This window comes from Chryseobacterium sp. CP-77, from assembly GCF_036362765.1.
GTDB lineage: Bacteria > Bacteroidota > Bacteroidia > Flavobacteriales > Weeksellaceae > Chryseobacterium > Chryseobacterium cupriresistens.
On record NZ_CP143637.1, the window covers coordinates 5,081,682 to 5,099,393 of the forward strand.

The following is a 17,712-nucleotide window of genomic DNA, read 5'->3' on the forward strand; positions in this document are numbered from 1 at the left end:
GATGAAAAAAATAGTATTATTACTGGTTTGCTCTGCAAACCTCGTAGTTATTAAAGCTCAAAAACATGAGTTTCTAGATGCTCCAAAATTTTCAGAAGCAGATTTATCCAAAGCTAAGTCTTTATTGGATGAAAATGCGCCAGCTGAAATTTTGTACAGATCCATACATTTCAGAGTAGACGCGACTACAGGTGATCTGCACAGAGAGTATATTTACAGAATAAAAATATACAAAAAAGATAATGCAGAAGACTTATTAAATGTAGAAGTTCCACTTTATACAGGAGTCAATGAACATGAGTCATTAAACAAATTCAAGGCCTATACTTATAATCTGGAAGGGGGAAAGGTGATGCCGGTAAAGGTTGAAAAAAGTTCCAAATATAAAAGTAAGGAAAATAAAAATACAACGGTTACCAAATTTGCTTTTCCCAATGTTAAAGACGGATCGGTATTGGAATACCAGTATGAAGTGATCACACCATTTGCGTTCCTTTATACAATTCCTGAAATAGTTATTGAGATGGATACTCCATCACTTTACACAGAATATGTTATGGATACTCCAGTGAGCATTTCCTATAATATTAATTATACAGGTGGCCTTACTCCTAAATATAACGAGGTCTCAGACAGGACATTGTATGGTGCCCAATATAGAACATACAGGTTCGGCTTTGAAAATGTGAAAGGTTTTAAAACAGAGAAGTTCGTAAGAAATAGCAGAAACTTCCGTACAAAAATCAGTGCTGAACTTCATTCCACCAATTTTGGAGAACTTAAACTGTATTCATCTTCCTGGGAACAGATCAGGAAAAGACTTTATGATAATAATGATTTTGGAGGTGAGCTTAAAAAAACAAAACTGGCTAAAGAAAATATGCCGGCGGGAATAGCTGATATGAAAACAGACCTTGAAAAAGCAAATGCCATATTCAGATATGTTCAGAAAACATTTACTTGGAATAAAGATAAAGGAATCTATACAGAAGAGGGAATCAAAAAAATGATTGAAACCAAAACTGGGAATGCAGCAGAAATGAATCTTTTCTTAGTAATGCTTCTTCGTGAAGTAAACATTAAAGCAGACCCATTAATTATTTCGACTGTAGAGAATGGCCTTATTAATATTGTATCTCCCAACGTCAGTAACACAAATTTTGTACTGGCAGCTGTAGAAACAGCAGGCGCTATTCAAACTTTTGATGCTACTTCAAAACAGTCTTCCATGAACGAACTTCCTTTAAGAGACTGGAATCAATTTGGTATTTTGCTTGGTAAGGATAAAGCAGTTCAACTTCAGATGGAAAATACTAAGCCGGGAAATACCTTCCTTACCGTAAATGCGAAAATTAATGAAGATGGCAGCGTTTTCGGTGCTTATTCTGACAGAGATACCGGTGTATTTGCAATGTATGTTAAGGATGATTATGATGAAAACCCTGAAAAATATAAAAAGCAGTATAAAGAAAATTTTTCAATGGATTTTATTGATATTGATTCTAAAGTATTGGAAAATGGTGAGTTTGAAAGTACTATGAAGTTTTCTTCAACGGACCTTATTGATAAAATAGGAAAAAAAATGATTCTTAATCCAATGTTGTTTTTAAGTAAAAGTTCCAATGAATTTGATCAGACTGAAGTCAGAAAATACCCCATCGATTTTGGATCACCTTCTACCAAAATAAAAAAAGTAACTCTTGAAATTCCGGAAGGATATGTGATTGAGGAAATGCCTAAAGAAAAAAAGATTGTTACAGAAGATAAAGAAATAGAATACACCTATTCTATCGTACAAAAAGGAAATAAGCTGGAGGTAACGACCACCACAAAAGTTAACAGTTCAGATTATCCGAAAGAGTATTATCCTGCATTTAAACAAATCTGGGGCGTCGCTTCAAAATTTGAAAACCAGGTAATCAGTCTTGTTAAAAAGTAATGGCTGACGTAATCTGAGTAAAAAAATATATTTTTTTCCAAAACCATTCATCTTTTGAATGGTTTTTGTATATATACTCAAAAAATAAATTATGAAAAATACGATTGCTGTTATAGCATTATCTTCTTTCCTGGCAGTTACGGCCTGTAAAAAAAATGAAAAGGCAGGGCAAGCAGAAAAAACAGAAAATAAAGCAACTGAAGAATTTGTAGTGGACTCTGTGAAAGTCAATGATTCTACAAAAATTACAGACTCCTTAAAAGTGAGCTACACTTCAAAACTGTTGGTTTTCCCTTCTTTAAAAGATAAAAAACTACTGGACAGCATCTATTTCCAGAATGAAAAAATTAAAGACTTTTCCAAAGCCGGTCTTCAGGCTTATCTGGATAATGAAAAAAATAGTTATTTCAATTCTGTAAAAAATGATAATAAAGACTGGGCATCAGATGTTACGTATGCTCAAAACTGGTATTCAAGCTCACATATGAATCTTATTTCCAACACCAACGGTTATATGCATATCCAATATGTGGGAAGCGGATATGAAGGTGGAGCACATGATAATTACGGATTTTCCGAAAGGGTTTTTGATCTGAAAAACAGCAAAAAATTAGAATTAAAAGACATTACTTCAATGCCTAAAAATAAAATTGAAGCCATTCTGATGAAGAATATCGATAAAATGAATAGTGGTACGATGGATGGTGACGGAGAAGTGAAAAACTCAGAAATGCTTTTAGTGGATAAAATTCCGGCATCTGATAACTTTTATTTTGATGATAAAAACCTGTATTTTCACTACAGTCCTTATGAAATTGCTGCATTCGCTGCCGGAGATATTACCATTCCGGTTTCATGGGAAGACCTGAAAGGCACATTAAATGCAGAATTTAAAGAAAGAATGAAAATTAAGTAAATTAATGCTTCCAGTTCAGGAAGCATTTTTTAATTTTGCGGTAATGGACAAAGTAGCTTTTATTATCAATCCTTTTTCGGCCAAAAAAAACTATCAGCCGTTTTTGAACGAACTTAAAGCAAAGGTTAACAATCCTCTGTATTATGTGTCAGAATCTATTCCCGGGACAGATGAATTTATCCAGTCTCACTTCGGAAAGGTAGATATTTTTGTGGCAATAGGAGGGGATGGTACCATTTCTACAGTAGCCAGGAACCTTATTAATACAGAGAAAATTCTCGCCATTTTCCCGGCAGGTTCAGGAAACGGTTTTTCCAATGAAACACAATTCAGTAAAAATCTGGATGAACTTTTAGAAAAAATAAAAGCAAAAAATTCCAGGAAGATCGATACATTTACCGTGAACGACAGGCTTTCCATCAATGTTTCGGGAACAGGTTTTGACGGTAAAGTAGTTAAAGAGTTTGAAAAAACAAGCCGTGGATTCAAAAACTATATCAAAGTTTCTCTGAAAACCTTCTTCAATTACAAGCCGATCAAAGTAAAGTTTTTTGATGAGGAATATCAGCAGTATAACGGAAGATATCTGATGATGAACATTGCCAATACCCGGCAGTTTGGTAACAACGCCTATATTGCACCAAAAGCCAGTAAAAGTGACGGGCTGGTTGACATGGTTTTGGTGAAAAAGTTTCCTTTAACGTATTCTGCGCTCTTTGCTTTCAGGATGTTTACCAAAAGACTGAAAGATGATGAATATGTAACCTATCTTCCGGTTTCTGAAATATCATTTAAAGTCAATACCAAAAACTGGCATCTTGACGGTGAATTCAATAAGATAAAATCACCGATTCATGTTAAAGTACAGCCTTCAAGTTTGAACATTTTGATTTAAAGCCGGTTACTGGTGCGGGTTAATCTGTTTCAGGTTTACCAGTTGCTGGTTGTTTGGCTGCGAGTTCGGTTTATTTCGAGTTATGTTTTACAAACAACTTTGAACCTTGAATTCTATCCCTATTCCCAGCAGCCTAAAACATGCCATCTGCCACCTATCTACACTTCCAGTTTCTTTTCCACTTCAGACGGATGTTCCAGACAGTATTGAAGTTGCTTTTTATCAAGTTGTTTTTCCCAGTTGGCCACTACAACTGTAGCTACAGAATTTCCAATGACATTCGTTAATGCACGGCATTCACTCATGAACTTATCAATTCCAAGAATTAAAGTCATTCCTGCAATCGGAATTTCAGGAACTACGGCCAGCGTTGCTGCAAGCGTAACAAACCCGGCCCCTGTAACACCAGCTGCGCCTTTTGAACTTAACATGGCTACCAAAAGAAGCATCAGTTGCTTTTCGAGAGGAAGATGAATATTTAATGCCTGTGCAATAAAGAGAGAGGCCAGTGTCATATAAATATTTGTTCCGTCAAGATTGAAAGAATATCCGGTAGGAACTACAAGGCCTACAATAGCCCGTGAGCAGCCGGCTTTTTCAAGTTTTTCCATAATTCCAGGAAGGGCAGACTCTGAAGAGCTTGTGCCCAGAACGAGAAGAAGCTCTTCCTTAAGATAAAAAAGAAGTTTGAAAATATTAAATCCGTTATACCATGCCACCGCTCCCAGTACCAGGACCACAAAAAGGATAGACGTGATATAAAAGGTCCCTACCAGGAATATAAGATTCAGTACAGAGTGAAGTCCATATTTTCCGATGGTAAAGGCCATAGCACCGAAAGCTCCTATCGGGGCAAGCTTCATGAGCATATGGACGATTTTAAATACCGGAGTCGACAGATCCTGTAGAAAATCAGTTACTTTCTGGCTCTTTTCTTTTGTTAAAACCAAAGCAACTCCCATTAAAATAGCCACCAGAAGAACCTGTAGGATATTATCACCCACCAGAGGGCTGAACAAGGTCTCCGGAATAATATTCATAATAAAACCCGTAAGAGTAGATTCATGAGCTTTTGCCTGGTATTGTGAAACATCACCCGAAAGGGTAGCAGGATCAATGTTCAAACCATGTCCCGGCTGCAGAATATTTCCTACCACTAATCCGATGATAAGAGCAAGGGTTGAAAAGGTAAAAAAATAGATCATTGCTTTGATTGCAATTCTGCCTACTTTTTTCAAATCGGTCATGTGGGCAATTCCTAAAGTAAGCGTAATAAAAATTACCGGAGCGATAATCATTTTTACCAATTTGATGAATCCATCCCCCAATGGTTTCATCTTTTCTCCCAATTCAGGGTAAAATTTCCCAAGAAGAATACCCGCAATGATGGCGATAATCACCTGGAAATAAAGCTGATTGTGTATTTTTTTTGCTTTCAAAGAACAGTCGTTTTGTTTTTTTAAGGGCGAAAATTAAGAAAATTTATCTGAAAACATGACAAAAGTCATTCAAAAGAATCTGTTGAGCTTATTTGATAGATTGATTAAAAAGTCAGGGCTTCATTCGAAGAATGAAGCCCTGACTCTATTTCTGTATATTAATATATAGTTTATTCCACTGCTACAGAATCATCTCCACGGCCGTCTGCCACAGCATGGATATTTCCGTTTTCATCAAGAACAATCATTTCTGTTTTTCCGATGTATTTCGTTTTTTCAATGACGTAATTCTTACTTTTCAGTTCAGAAATAGTACTTTCCGGAAAATTATTTTCAACCGTTATGGTTTCAGGAAGCCACTGGTGGTGGAATTTTGGTGCATTGACCGACATATTTGCATTGAGTTTAAAATCAACCACATTCACAATGGATTGGTATACTGAAGTCGGTATTGTAGTGCCTCCGGGAGTTCCCACAACCATAAAAGGTTTTCCATTCTTAAGAATAATCGTTGGCGTCATTGAAGAAAGCATTCTCTTGTTGGGCTGTATTGAATTGGCCTCTCCACCCACAGCTCCGAACATATTCGGGACTCCGGGTTTGATTGAAAAGTCATCCATCTCATTATTTAAAAAGAATCCTGCTCCCGTAACTAAAACTTTACTTCCGTAATATCCGTTAAGAGTCGTGGTTACAGAAGCTGCATTTCCATCCTTATCCAATACGGAAATATGCGTGGTCTGCATCGATTCTTTCGGTTGTGCTATGATTTTACCGACTTCTGCACTTGGTGTCGCTTTGTCAAAACTAAAGCTTTTCCATCTTCCTTTCAGATAATCATCAGAGATCAGGTAAGAGGTCTTGTCCTGAATAAAATCCGGGTCACCCATATATTCAGCCCTGTCTGCGAACGCTCTTCTTTCTGCTTCAGCCATAATCTGAACTGCTTTTGTTGAGTTCTGCTGATATTTTTCAAGGTTTTCAAAACTGGCCATTCTGAGCATCTGGGCAAGTAGTACTCCGCCGCTTGATGGTAAAGGCATGGTGACAACATCATTTCCTTTGTAATCAAATTCCAATGCTTTTCTCTCAGCAACTTTATAGTTTTTAAGATCTTCCAATGTGATAATTCCGTTCCCTCTTTTCATTTCAGCAACTAAAAGTTCAGCTGTTTTTCCTTCATAAAAACCTTTAGCTCCCTGTTTCTGGATCAGTTTCAAAGTTTCAGCTAAATCTTTTTGAACCAATAGATCTCCGGCTTTCCATGGGGTATCCTTCACGAAAATGATGGAAGATTTATTATGTTTCTGGAATTTTTCCCTTTGGTTATTCAGCATTTCTGCCTCTTTATCTGTGATGGCAAATCCTTTTTCAGCAAGATCAATGGCGGGCTGAATAATCTTTTCCATAGGAAGTTTACAGTATTTCAACGTAGCAAAAAAACCTGCTACGCTTCCCGGGATGCCTACTGCAAGTCTGCCGTTCTGGGATAAATCTGTATCTGCCTTTCCTTTTTTATCAATATACATGTCACGGGAAGCCTTTTTCGGAGCTGTTTCCCTGTAATCCAGTGTGAATTTTTCACCATTATTTTTTACACCTACCAGAAATCCTCCGCCACCGATGTTTCCGGCCTGCGGATACACAACAGCAAGGGCATATTGTGTTGCGGTAACAGCATCGTAGGCATTTCCGCCCATCTTTAAGATTTTGGCTCCTGCTTCACTGGCTAACGGATGTGCAGAGACTACAACACCTTTCTTTTTTACCTGTACTTCTTTGATAATATTGATGTCAGTAAATTGTGCCCAGCTGATCTGTGCAGCCAAAAGCATCGAAGCAATTAAAATCTTCTTCATATGATTGTTTTTTCTTACAACAAAATTATTGATTTTTTTGCGTAAATGGTTGTTTTTATTATGAATATGAAAATTATACTTTACTTTTTGTATTTGTTAATATTTTTTAAATTTTATTCTGTTTATGTGTTTATTTATTTAATTTCATTGTATAATATTTAATTAATTTGGATTTTTTATGATATTATTTTCATTTTTTAAAATTTGAATCATTACATTTGAAAAAAAAATACATGAAAAAAAATTACCAGAAAATTATCTTTTTGGGAACCTTGGTCTTTGTGTCAGCCAGCCTAAATGCACAAACGAAAGATTCTATAAAAGTAAAGGCAGTAGATGAAGTTAAAATTACTGTAGGATCCAGAAATAAAAGCCGAGTTGCAACCGATACACCCGTTCCTGTGGATGTTATCAATATTGGATCACAATCTGTACTAAGTCCGCAAACCGATCTTAATCAGATCTTAAACTATGCTGCGCCTTCTTTTACTTCCAATTCAACAACTGTAGCAGATGGTACAGATCATGTTGATCCAGCTCAATTGAGAGGGCTCGGGCCGGATCAGGTACTTGTTTTACTTAATGGAAAAAGAAGGCATACTTCATCACTGGTTAATATCAACGGTTCTCCGGGTAGAGGGTCTGTAGGGACCGATCTGAATGCTATTCCTGCTTTTGCTATTGAAAGGCTGGAAGTATTGAGGGACGGGGCTTCAGCACAATATGGCTCTGATGCAATTGCCGGAGTTATTAATGTGATCATGAAGAAGAATACCAATGCATTTAGCGCAGCAATTATGGGAGGTGGATTTAATTCGAAAGGAGCTAATGATCATACCGGAGGATGGGATGGAGAGAAATATCAGCTTGATCTTAATTACGGAACTAAAATTGGTAATAATGGGTTCGTCAATTTTACGGCAAGCTTTCTGAACAGAAATGATACCAGAAGAGCCAAGTCGGCGACAGGTGATATTTTTAATGCATATAATGCTATTGAGCAAAGGGCATTAGAAAATGGAGTGAATATTTCTGCTCTTTTCGGGAATATCAATAACACTCCCAATACGCAGCAAATCATAGATTATATACATCAGTATGCCCCAAATGTAAACTATTTTACTGCTGCACAGCAGGCTGATATTCAGTCGGCAAATACAATTACAGCCCTGCAGAATCTACTGAAGGGTGATGTAACTGAAAATGAACTTGCCTACAGAGGGTTAACAAGAGACGACTTTAATATGAGGGTGGGGCAGTCCAGGTTAGGATCCGGTCAGTTTTTTATGAACTCCGAATTTGATCTGTCCTCAACAGTCCGCGGATATGCTTTTGGAGGAATCTCCTACAGAGCAGGCAATGCGGCAGGGTTTTACAGAAGACCTAATCAAAACAGAACTTCAACGTCAATATATCCTAATGGTTTTTTACCGGAAATTGCTTCTGACGTTATAGATCTCTCTTTTGCAGCAGGATTTAAAGGAAAATTAGGAAATATTAATTATGATATCAGTAACACTTACGGAAGCAATACTTTTGACTATACAATAAAAAATACGGCCAATGCATCCATGCTGTATCCTGGTAAAAGAGAGTTTAATGCAGGAGGTTTGGGATTCTCTCAAAATACCATCAATGCAGATTTCGATACAAAGTTAGACTGGTTAAAAGGATTTAATATTGCCTTTGGAGGAGAAATGAGGTTTGAAAAATACAAAATAGAAAATGGTGAAGAAGCTTCATGGGCTCTTTATGATATTAACGGAAATATACAGACTCCAGGAATAGACCCTCGCTTGAAACCTACAGATTTTTTTGGAGTTTATACTCCCCCAAATCCTAATCTTCCAATTGGTCCAAATAATCCAGGGTCGATTACTAGTGTCAGGCCCGGAGGAGCTCAGGTATTCCCTGGTTTTCGTCCTGAAAATGCTTTAAATAAAGGAAGACATTCCGTAGCTGCTTATGTGGATACGGAGCTGGATGTTACCGATAAATGGTTGGTGAGTGCTGCTTTGAGGTATGAAAACTATTCAGACTTTGGTTCTACATTCAACTATAAGCTGGCAACAAGATATAAGCTGACGGATCATATCAATCTGCGGGCGGCACATTCCACAGGATTCAGAGCTCCTTCCTTACAGCAGATTTATTTTAATGCTACAGCGACACAGTTTGTGGGCGGAACAGCATATGAAGTAGGTACGTTTTCTAATGATTCTGATGTAGCACGTATTCTTGGAATTCCACAATTGAAACAGGAAGAGTCGGTGAGTTATTCTGCCGGTTTTACGGCTAAAATTCCACAGGCGAATCTTACATTCACAGTAGACGGTTATTACATTAAGATTAAAAACAGGGTGGTCTTAACAGATCAGTTTTCAAGACCGTCAGGAACCTATCCGGCGGGAAGTGATCTTGCTAAATTACAGACTGCCTTTGATAAAGCCAATGCAAATGCTGCCACTTTCTTCGCGAATGCGATTGACACTCAGACTAAGGGTATTGAAGGGGTGATTTCACACAAAGCAAGGTTTTCTCAGTCGGTAGCTTTGAATTCTGATTTTGCAGTTACGGTGTCAAAGACGAACAAGATAGGCGATATACATGGTTCTGATATTTTAATCAATGCCGGGCAGATCAACAGGTATTATTCGGAATCCAGCCGTGTTTACCTTGAAGAAGCTATCCCGAGGTTCAAAGCTTCCCTGAATAATGCCCTTGAAATTAATAAATTCAGTGTGCTGCTAAGAAATGTTTATTTCGGAAAAGTTACCGACCCTAATACGATGGATGCTAACGGAGATGGAATTGTAAGCGGAGAAATCATTAACGGCCAGGCTGTCGCTACTGAACATCCGGTTTGGGGAGGAAAAATAATTACCGACCTGTCTTTCGGATATAATTTTAATAAAAACTTTAAACTGACAATCGGGGCGAATAATTTGTTTGACATTTATCCTGATAAAAACTACGGCCCGGCAACGGTAAAAACTCCTTCTCTGGATGCTTCCGGTAACCTTGTGTATGTCAATACATCTACTATCGATCTTTCTAATCAGAATCAGTTTGTATACTCGAGAAATGTTTCTCAGTTCGGAATGAACGGAAGATTTCTTTTTGCCAGAGTAAATCTTACTTTTTAATTACAAGCTTAGGGAATATAAAAAGGTGTACGAAAGTATACCTTTTTTATTATGGTTGACATGTTTTTTTTACTTTTGTACAATTCTAAAAAAAATCTGAAAAATGGAATCCTATACGGAAAGAATACTGATTACAGGTGCCTTGGGACAAATTGGTACCGAATTAACGAACAGACTTGTTGAAATCCACGGAGCGGAAAACGTAGTTGCCTCAGGATTGGACAGATGGCAGGAGGGAATTACCTCTGCCGGACACTATGAAAGAATGGATGTTACCAATACCCAATTGGTAAGACAGGTGATCAAAGATTACGATATTACGACAGTGTACCACCTTGCTTCGCTTTTATCCGGGACTTCGGAAAAGCAGCCAATTTTTGCGTGGAAGTTGAATCTTGAACCGCTGCTTCATTTTTGTGAAATGGCAAAAGAAGGACTTCTTAAAAAGATCTTCTGGCCAAGTTCAATCGCTGTATTTGGGAAAGGAATTCCAAAGCATGACGTAGGACAGGATGTAGTGCTGAACCCAACAACCGTTTACGGAATCTCCAAAATGGCAGGGGAGAAGTGGTGTGAGTACTATTTCGATAAATATGGTGTGGATGTAAGAAGTATCAGATATCCTGGATTGATTTCATGGAAGACTCCTGCGGGAGGTGGAACAACCGACTATGCTGTTGAGATTTTCTACAAAGCAATTGAAGACGGAAAGTATACAAGTTTCATTTCGGAGAATACAGGAATGCCGATGTTGTATATGGATGATGCTATCAATGCAACCTTGAAATTGATGGAAGCTCCTAAAGAAAGTTTAACGGTTCGTTCTTCTTATAATTTGGGCGGAATGTCATTTACTCCAAAAGAACTGGCGGAAGAAATCACAAAAGAAATTCCGGATTTTACAATCGATTATAACCCGGATTTCAGACAGGCAATTGCTGATTCATGGCCGGCATCCATTGACGATTCCGTAGCTAAAAAAGACTGGGGTCTGACGTATGATTTCGGAATTTCTGAAATGACAAAAGATATGATTAAGAATCTGAAGGTAAAATTAGCAAAGGATTAATAATATAAAGTAATACTTTAATTAAAAATATCTTTAACGTCTGATTTTTAATATTTTATAGAATTTATATAAATTTTAATTTAAATGGTATTATTGACTTTTAACATCACTTGTATTGAAGCCGGAGTAAAAAACGGCTCTCAAATTTCTGATGAAGAGCGATTAAAAATCACTGAAGATAATACCAGAGCGATTCTGAGAATTTTAGATATTCATGATGTCAAATCAAGTTTTTTTGTAGAGGTTTCTCTTACTGAAAAACTTCATCATTTAATAAAAGCAATTTCATCCAAAGGGCATGAAATTGCTTTTTATAACAAAGGTTCAAATCCTGAAGAAATTGAAAATGCCAAGAAGAATATTCAGGATCTTCTGGAAAAACAAATCAGAGGAATCCGTCAGAAAGATGTAAAAGTTTCCCAGGAAATTTTGAAGATGATGGAATTCAATTATGTCTCCAATATTGATAATGCCAATATTCTTTTTCCTTTCAAAAGACTTAGAAGAGATACTGTAATTACAGAGGAAGACGGACTGAGCATTGTCCCGGAAAGTATCTCTCCGTACAGTCAGCTTCCCTATAATGATTTTGTATTTCAGATTCTGCCGATGAAGTACTATCAGAATATGGTGCTGGAAACTTTGCAGAATGAAGAATTTGTGCTGATCTACCTGAATACATGGCAGTTTACGGATTTCAAGAAATACCGTTTTGATATTCCTTTTTACCGAAGCTTATTTTCGGGCAAAAAAATGGAGGACAAATTAGATGCCCTCCTTACTTTTCTTAACGACAGGGAAATGGCCACTTCCCGTATGAAAGATTATATTTTTTAGGTTGCAGGTGATAGGTTGCAGGGAGTAGGGAAAGAATTCAAGGTTTAATGTTTTGTGTAGCATGTAACGAAATAAACGAACTCACAACCAAACAATTCGCTACTAATAACCCGCACTCCGAATCTCGCATCCCGAAGCCCGGACCTCTAGCTCAACTCAAAAAGCGTAATCTCCGGCAGTACACCTACTCTTCCCGGATATCCCAATACTCCGAATCCTCTGTTGACATACAGTAGTTTTCCTTCACTTTCGTATAGATCAGCCCATTTTGGGTATTTATATTGTACGGGTGACCATTTGACATTCTTAAGATCCAGCCCAAACTGCATCCCGTGCGTGTGTCCCGAAAGCGTCAGATGGATATTTGCAGGGTGTTTTTTTACCACATAATCAAAGTGGGTAGGATCGTGGCTCATTAAAATCTTAGTGGCAGATTCCGGTACGCCTTGTAAAGCATCTTCAATCTTTCCGAATTGTGGGAACGGCTTCAATCCCCAGTTATCAACCCCAAGAATATAGAGTTTTTCTCCGTTTTTTTCAATGACTCTGTGTTCATTTCTCAGCATGTCAAATCCGGCTTGCTTTTCATAACCAATCAATGTGTCAAGGTTTTCTTGTTTAGCTGCAGGCGATTCCCATGTTACATAATCTCCGTAGTCATGGTTGCCTAGGACGGCAAATTTACCGTCTTTAGCCTGGATTTTTGAAAATAAGGGAATAAAAGGTTTGAATTCATCAGCAACGTTATTCACCATATCTCCGGTAAATAATACCAGATCCGGCTTCTGCTCATTAATCAGCTCAATGGCATGCTCTAATTTGCCGGGGTCAGAGAAACTTCCGCTGTGAACATCTGAAATCTGGATGATTTTATAGCCTTTAAAGCTTTTCGGAAGGTTGGCGAAATTCACTCTTACCCTTCTTACCTTATGTCTGTATTTTCCAAATGTAATCCCGTCTATGAAAAGAGCGGAAAGAACGCCGCTCATTCCCAATCCAACCAGGCTCAGGAACTTTCTTCTTTCCGGGAAGAAATTTTCCGATGGCTTGGCGAAACCAATCAGGTAACCGCCCGTTCGGACAATATCATCAATCAATAAAAATAAAACGATAAAGATCTTTGGAAGGATGAAGATTAAAAATAACGAAATCATGATCTGAGCTCTTACCATACTTCTGTCTGATCTTTGGTAGTGGGTAACTTCATACGCGAAAATTCCATACACAACTAAAGATATGACCCAGTATCCGATTCTGATCCAGAAATTATCGGTAAGTGTTTTGACGGCCTGATAAATGTACACTTCCAGAAAAAGGAAGATTGCAGCAATGATTAAAAAATTCTTTTGCATGTTCTGATCAAAAAAAAGCACAAAGAATAAACTTCCCTGTGCTTTTATATTTTTAATGGTTTAAATATTACTTTTTGGGAAATCTATAAACGATAGCATTGATGTTCATTCCGGCACCTACCGAAGTCATCACAATGTTACCATTATCTTTAAACGATTGACCCTCCATTTTTCCTTTAATTATTAAATCATACATAGTAGGAATTGTTGCCACGGAAGTGTTTCCGAAATCCTGAATAGTCATAGGAGAGATGGCATGATCATATTCTTTCACATCATAAAGCTTATGAAGTCTTTCAATCATTGCATAATCCATTTTAGCATTGGCCTGGTGAATTAAGATTTTGTCTATATCTTCAATAGAAAGACCGGCATCAGTAATGGTATCCTTGATGGCAACCGGTACATTTTTTAGAGCGTATTCGTAGATTTTTCTTCCTAACATTCTTACATACAGACGCCTCTGATCTACTTCTTTATTGATGGAAGGAGCGTTTTCAAGATAGTTTAATTCCGGTCCGTTATCACAAATTGTGTTGTGGGCAATAATTCCAACATTCTCTTCATCCGTAGCTTTTACCACTACAGCTCCTGCACCGTCTGCAAAGATCATTCTGTTTCTGTCATGCGGATCTGTTACTCTGCTTAAAGTTTCTCCTCCGATAACAAGAATGGTTTTGGCTACTTTAGCTTTAATAAGGTTATCCGCCAAAATCATTGCTTCTACCCATCCCGGGCATCCGAAAAGCATATCGTAGGTTACGCATTTTCTGTTTTTGATTCCCAGTTTGTTCTTCACTCTCGCTGCCATTGTAGGCATAAAATCAGCATATCCGTGTTCAGTAACTTCCCCGAAATTGCTTGCATAAATAATATAATCCAGGTCTTCGCCGTCTACTTTTGCGTCCTCAAGGGCAATTTTTGCAGCTTCATAACCGATTTGTGAGTTGGAAAGATCATCCTCAATGAATCTCCTGTTTTCGATTTCTGTAATCTCTACAAATTTCGCAATGGTCTCTTCCACAGGCTTTTCAATCTTTACCCCGTCTTCAGTGTAAAACTCGGAATTCATGAAGTAATCTCTACCAATAACTCTGTTCGGAATATAACATCCAGAGCCAATAATGATCGTATTCGGCATTCGTTTATATGATTTTTTTAAAGATGCAAAGTTAATAATTAATATTAATAACGGAGAATTAAAAATATTATTAAATTTGCAAAAATTGTACTTTACAATCTATGAAAAACAACTCGTCCTTAAAAGGCTTACTTATTGCAGCTGTGGCGTTTATCGTTGCCTTTGGGATCTACTTCCTTTTTTTAGCCAAGAAGAATTATTATGTTGTAGATAATCCTACCCCGAATACGTATTATTTTAAGATCAATAACGGATCTGAAGGAATTATTTCTGCGGGGCAGTATGTGCATGTGGATTTGAATAAAGGGAAAAACTCTATTCAGGTTTTTGATCAGAACAAGAAAATGCTTTACGATTCAGCATTTGAAGTGAATAAACTTCGCGGTCTGATTAATATTACCCATCAGGATTATTACGTAAATGATCAGTATTACGGATATAATCTTAAAAAGGATTCGTTGCTGGCTAACCTTGATAAAACTGTTATTGACGGAAAGGATTATTACGGAGGAGCAAGACGCTTCAATAAGCTTTACACAGAAGATTTTTATTACAATGTAGATGAAGACTATGACAAAGTGATCAAAAACATCCAGAAAGTGGAATCACGATCCAAAATCTTCAGAAAGCAGGATTACCTAAATTATTACAAAGAATATTACAAGTTTTAAGTTTTGACAAAAGATATCACCAAAGTTACTCCCTACAATTCAGAGGCTACCAAAAAAAGCCAGGTAGAGGATATGTTCGACAACATTGCACCGAAGTATGACCTTCTGAACCATGTTTTATCCATGAAAATTGACGTTTTATGGAGAAATAAACTGGTAAAATGGATGAAAAATGATAATCCGCAGGAAGTGCTGGATGTGGCTACAGGAACAGGAGATCTGGCAATTACTATTGAAAAAGGAACCGGTTCTAAAGTAGTTGGATTAGATTTATCACAACAAATGCTGAATGTTGGCGTTATTAAAATAAAAAAACTTAAATTAGACGGCAAAATTTCCATGCAAAAAGGAGATGCAGAAAATTTACCCTTCGAGGACAATAGATTTGATGCTGTTTCCGTTGCATTTGGAGTAAGGAATTTTGAAAACCTTACCAAAGGTTTGGCAGAGTTAAGAAGAGTAGTTAAAGATAACAAAAGTGTTTATATACTGGAGTTTTCAAAGGTTGAGGGTTTCATGGGACCATTTTATATGTTTTATTTCAAAAATATATTGCCTGCCATCGGCAGATTGGTTTCTAAGGATAATAGGGCGTACACATACCTTCCGGATTCTGTAAATGCTTTTCCTTTCGGGGAGAAGATGAAGCAAATTCTTTTAGATACGGGATTTAAGAAAGTTGAATATAAAAAATTAAGTTTAGGTATAGCCACAATTTATAAAGCAACAAAGTAACCTATGAATAAATTTCTATTAAAAGCACTGGTTTTAACCTCAGTAAATGTTGCCGTTTTTGCAAACGCGCAATTCAGAACCCGAAACAGAATGGACAAGTTGGAAGATTTCGACGAACAGAAATTCAGTTGGGGGTTTTATTTGAACGGGAACAGACTGGATTACCGCATTGTTTTACATCCGAAATACGGGATGAATGATAATGAAAACCTTGTTACCTCTAAGGAAAGCTATAGTTTCGGTGCCGGGCTTATTGCAAAATGGAGACTGAATGACTATCTTGACGTGAGAATAGAACCAGGTTTACAGTTTGCACAAAGACAGTTGACTTTTAATACTCAATCCAATGACATATATGCAGGAGGATCTTTAACGAATGATCCTTTTATGCCATTCCCTTTACAGGAAAAGGATAAAGTAAGAGAAATTAAATCTACGTTGATCGATATTCCGGTACTTTTGGAGCTTCACGGCCAGAGATGGTACAATTCAAGACCTTATGTTGCAGCAGGGGTGAATTACGTTGTAAACCTTCAGTCTAACGCTACTTCTACAGACGACAACATGCAGGGAATCTACAGATCTACTACGCACAACTTTGCATGGTCTGCAGAAATGGGAATCCAGTTTTATTTCAACAAATTTAAACTGACTCCTGCCGTAAGAGGAACATTCTTCATGAACAATGAAAAAGTGGCGGATAACGCTACTACACCTCCTTACTGGTCATCTGCAATCTCTACATTGCAGACAAGAGCAGTAATGTTCGTTCTGAAATTTGAATAAAAAATATTTCAATGAAAAATACACAGGAGGTGCGCTGGCACCTCCTTTTTTATTGTTATATCAAAATATAGAGTGTTTTATTTTTGTTAGTGTTATTATTTTTTTATTTTTGCTTTTAGTTAGAATATACAAACCTGAAATGCTTCAAGATTTAGAAAACAATTTTTCAGAATTAGAGAGAAAGATTTCGACTCTGCAAAAGAACTATAAAAATCTTACGGAAAATTTAAAAGAATTAAGTATTGAGCATGAAGAGTTGAAGAAGAAATATGATGAGGAAAGAAGAAAGAATCAGGTATTAGCAGAAGAACAAAAAAATATAAAACTTTATTCAGCAATATCAGGAAATCCTGAACACAATAGGTTAATGAAAAACCATATCAACAGATTGGTAAAAGAAATTGATTTCTGTATTGCTCAGCTTCAAAACAGTGGATTATAATGGAGATAAGGAGAATAACCGTCAACATTGCAGGAAGAGTGTATCCGCTGAACGTACCGGCAGCAGAGGAAGAAACTTTGCGTAAAGTAGGGAAGCAGATCGAGAATATGATTAAAGATTTTGAACAAAACTTCGATGTAAGAGATAAACAGGATGCTTTGGCAATGTGTGCCCTTAAACTGGGAACCAATGCGGAAGTAGTATCTCTGAACTACGAAAAAAATATTAATTCTACCAACGAAAGGTTAAAGCAGATTAATCAGTCGTTGAATGAAATCGGGAAATAGATTTTTTTTCCTGAAAATTACTGCCTACAATAATTCTAACACATTAAAGGTAAACTCAACGCTAAACAATTACCGAACAAATGTCCATTGAATGGCGTGCCGGACTTCCGGATTACAGACAGTGGAAATCAGTTCAAATCGTGTTGATTAGGAGTTTACTCTCAATCTCTGGATTATTGTGGGCTTTTTTTATTGAAC

At 37.1% G+C, this 17,712-nt stretch carries 15 protein-coding genes; 11 read left to right on the forward strand and 4 right to left on the reverse strand.

Annotated features, from left to right (window positions below; genetic code table 11):
- The first annotated feature begins 1 nt into the window (after position 1).
- From V0410_RS22785 to V0410_RS22795, 3 genes are all read left to right on the forward strand, one after another.
- The gene (locus V0410_RS22785) at positions 2-1,939 is read left to right on the forward strand and encodes a DUF3857 domain-containing protein (RefSeq protein ID WP_330745756.1); all 1,938 of its coding nucleotides are present in this window, start codon (positions 2-4) and stop codon (positions 1,937-1,939) included.
- 91 nt (positions 1,940-2,030) lie between these two features.
- Positions 2,031-2,855, forward strand: a complete 825-nt coding sequence (locus V0410_RS22790; protein WP_227943929.1) for an RsiV family protein — start codon at positions 2,031-2,033, stop codon at positions 2,853-2,855.
- A 43-nt stretch (positions 2,856-2,898) separates the two neighbouring features.
- Entirely contained in the window at positions 2,899-3,750 is an 852-nt protein-coding gene (locus V0410_RS22795; RefSeq protein WP_110009412.1) for a diacylglycerol/lipid kinase family protein, read from the forward strand.
- 158 nt (positions 3,751-3,908) lie between these two features.
- On the opposite strand, the gene V0410_RS22800 is transcribed toward V0410_RS22795, so the two are convergent.
- Both V0410_RS22800 and ggt read right to left on the reverse strand, forming a co-directional pair.
- Complete coding sequence (locus V0410_RS22800; protein ID WP_330745757.1) at positions 3,909-5,189, reverse strand: dicarboxylate/amino acid:cation symporter; 1,281 nt, start codon at positions 5,187-5,189, stop codon at positions 3,909-3,911.
- A gap of 170 nt (positions 5,190-5,359) precedes the next feature.
- Positions 5,360-7,048, reverse strand: a complete 1,689-nt coding sequence (gene ggt, locus V0410_RS22805; RefSeq protein ID WP_330745758.1) for a gamma-glutamyltransferase — start codon at positions 7,046-7,048, stop codon at positions 5,360-5,362.
- A 233-nt stretch (positions 7,049-7,281) separates the two neighbouring features.
- Here ggt and V0410_RS22810 point away from each other — a divergent pair, with 233 nt between their 5' ends.
- The 3 genes from V0410_RS22810 (at position 7,282) to V0410_RS22820 (ending at position 12,100) form a co-directional block, all read left to right on the forward strand.
- Entirely contained in the window at positions 7,282-10,194 is a 2,913-nt protein-coding gene (locus tag V0410_RS22810) for a TonB-dependent receptor plug domain-containing protein (protein ID WP_330745759.1), read from the forward strand.
- Positions 10,195-10,297: 103 nt separating this feature from the next.
- The gene (locus V0410_RS22815) at positions 10,298-11,263 is read left to right on the forward strand and encodes an NAD-dependent epimerase/dehydratase family protein (RefSeq protein WP_110009408.1); all 966 of its coding nucleotides are present in this window, start codon (positions 10,298-10,300) and stop codon (positions 11,261-11,263) included.
- Positions 11,264-11,347: 84 nt separating this feature from the next.
- Positions 11,348-12,100 carry a polysaccharide deacetylase gene (locus tag V0410_RS22820; RefSeq protein WP_330745760.1) on the forward strand — a complete coding sequence of 251 codons (753 nt, stop codon included), beginning with the start codon at positions 11,348-11,350 and terminating at the stop codon, positions 12,098-12,100.
- 146 nt (positions 12,101-12,246) lie between these two features.
- Here the strand turns inward: V0410_RS22820 and V0410_RS22825 are convergent, their stop codons facing one another.
- Together V0410_RS22825 and V0410_RS22830 are read right to left on the reverse strand one after the other, a co-directional pair.
- On the reverse strand, positions 12,247-13,452 hold the full coding sequence (locus tag V0410_RS22825) for a metallophosphoesterase (protein WP_330745761.1): 1,206 nt from the start codon (positions 13,450-13,452) through the stop codon (positions 12,247-12,249).
- Positions 13,453-13,519: 67 nt separating this feature from the next.
- Positions 13,520-14,593, reverse strand: coding sequence for a 3-oxoacyl-ACP synthase III family protein (locus V0410_RS22830; protein WP_110009405.1), 1,074 nt, complete (start codon positions 14,591-14,593; stop codon positions 13,520-13,522).
- A 101-nt stretch (positions 14,594-14,694) separates the two neighbouring features.
- Between V0410_RS22830 and V0410_RS22835 the strand changes: the two genes are divergently transcribed.
- The 5 genes from V0410_RS22835 to V0410_RS22855 all read left to right on the forward strand — a co-directional run bounded on the left by V0410_RS22835 (position 14,695) and on the right by V0410_RS22855 (position 17,514).
- Complete coding sequence (locus V0410_RS22835; RefSeq protein WP_034695976.1) at positions 14,695-15,264, forward strand: hypothetical protein; 570 nt, start codon at positions 14,695-14,697, stop codon at positions 15,262-15,264.
- Between the two features lie 72 nt (positions 15,265-15,336).
- A complete protein-coding gene (ubiE, locus tag V0410_RS22840; RefSeq protein ID WP_232529200.1) occupies positions 15,337-15,999 on the forward strand; it encodes a bifunctional demethylmenaquinone methyltransferase/2-methoxy-6-polyprenyl-1,4-benzoquinol methylase UbiE in 663 nt (220 codons plus the stop codon).
- Positions 16,000-16,002: 3 nt separating this feature from the next.
- A complete protein-coding gene (porT, locus tag V0410_RS22845) occupies positions 16,003-16,785 on the forward strand; it encodes a type IX secretion/gliding motility protein PorT/SprT (RefSeq protein ID WP_110009404.1) in 783 nt (260 codons plus the stop codon).
- Positions 16,778-17,227 carry a FlxA-like family protein gene (locus V0410_RS22850; RefSeq protein WP_227943922.1) on the forward strand — a complete coding sequence of 150 codons (450 nt, stop codon included), beginning with the start codon at positions 16,778-16,780 and terminating at the stop codon, positions 17,225-17,227. The genes porT and V0410_RS22850 overlap by 8 nt, the downstream gene beginning before the upstream one ends.
- Positions 17,227-17,514 (forward strand): cell division protein ZapA, encoded by a 288-nt coding sequence (locus tag V0410_RS22855; RefSeq protein WP_110009403.1) that lies wholly within the window; start codon positions 17,227-17,229, stop codon positions 17,512-17,514. The genes V0410_RS22850 and V0410_RS22855 overlap by 1 nt, the downstream gene beginning before the upstream one ends.
- The last annotated feature ends 198 nt before the right edge of the window (positions 17,515-17,712 follow it).

What these genes read in the sequence shown, in the direction of transcription:
- V0410_RS22785 (WP_330745756.1), top strand. Translation starts at nt 2, where the DNA reads ATGAAAAAAATAGTATTATTACTGGTTTGCTCTGCAAACCTCGTAGTT.
- ubiE (WP_232529200.1), top strand. Translation starts at nt 15,337, where the DNA reads ATGTTCGACAACATTGCACCGAAGTATGACCTTCTGAACCATGTTTTA.
- V0410_RS22825 (WP_330745761.1), bottom strand. Translation starts at nt 13,452, where the DNA reads ATGCAAAAGAATTTTTTAATCATTGCTGCAATCTTCCTTTTTCTGGAA.
- V0410_RS22835 (WP_034695976.1), top strand. Translation starts at nt 14,695, where the DNA reads ATGAAAAACAACTCGTCCTTAAAAGGCTTACTTATTGCAGCTGTGGCG.
- V0410_RS22795 (WP_110009412.1), top strand. Translation starts at nt 2,899, where the DNA reads ATGGACAAAGTAGCTTTTATTATCAATCCTTTTTCGGCCAAAAAAAAC.
- ggt (WP_330745758.1), bottom strand. Translation starts at nt 7,048, where the DNA reads ATGAAGAAGATTTTAATTGCTTCGATGCTTTTGGCTGCACAGATCAGC.
- V0410_RS22855 (WP_110009403.1), top strand. Translation starts at nt 17,227, where the DNA reads ATGGAGATAAGGAGAATAACCGTCAACATTGCAGGAAGAGTGTATCCG.
- V0410_RS22790 (WP_227943929.1), top strand. Translation starts at nt 2,031, where the DNA reads ATGAAAAATACGATTGCTGTTATAGCATTATCTTCTTTCCTGGCAGTT.
- porT (WP_110009404.1), top strand. Translation starts at nt 16,003, where the DNA reads ATGAATAAATTTCTATTAAAAGCACTGGTTTTAACCTCAGTAAATGTT.
- V0410_RS22815 (WP_110009408.1), top strand. Translation starts at nt 10,298, where the DNA reads ATGGAATCCTATACGGAAAGAATACTGATTACAGGTGCCTTGGGACAA.
- V0410_RS22830 (WP_110009405.1), bottom strand. Translation starts at nt 14,593, where the DNA reads ATGCCGAATACGATCATTATTGGCTCTGGATGTTATATTCCGAACAGA.
- V0410_RS22820 (WP_330745760.1), top strand. Translation starts at nt 11,348, where the DNA reads ATGGTATTATTGACTTTTAACATCACTTGTATTGAAGCCGGAGTAAAA.
- V0410_RS22810 (WP_330745759.1), top strand. Translation starts at nt 7,282, where the DNA reads ATGAAAAAAAATTACCAGAAAATTATCTTTTTGGGAACCTTGGTCTTT.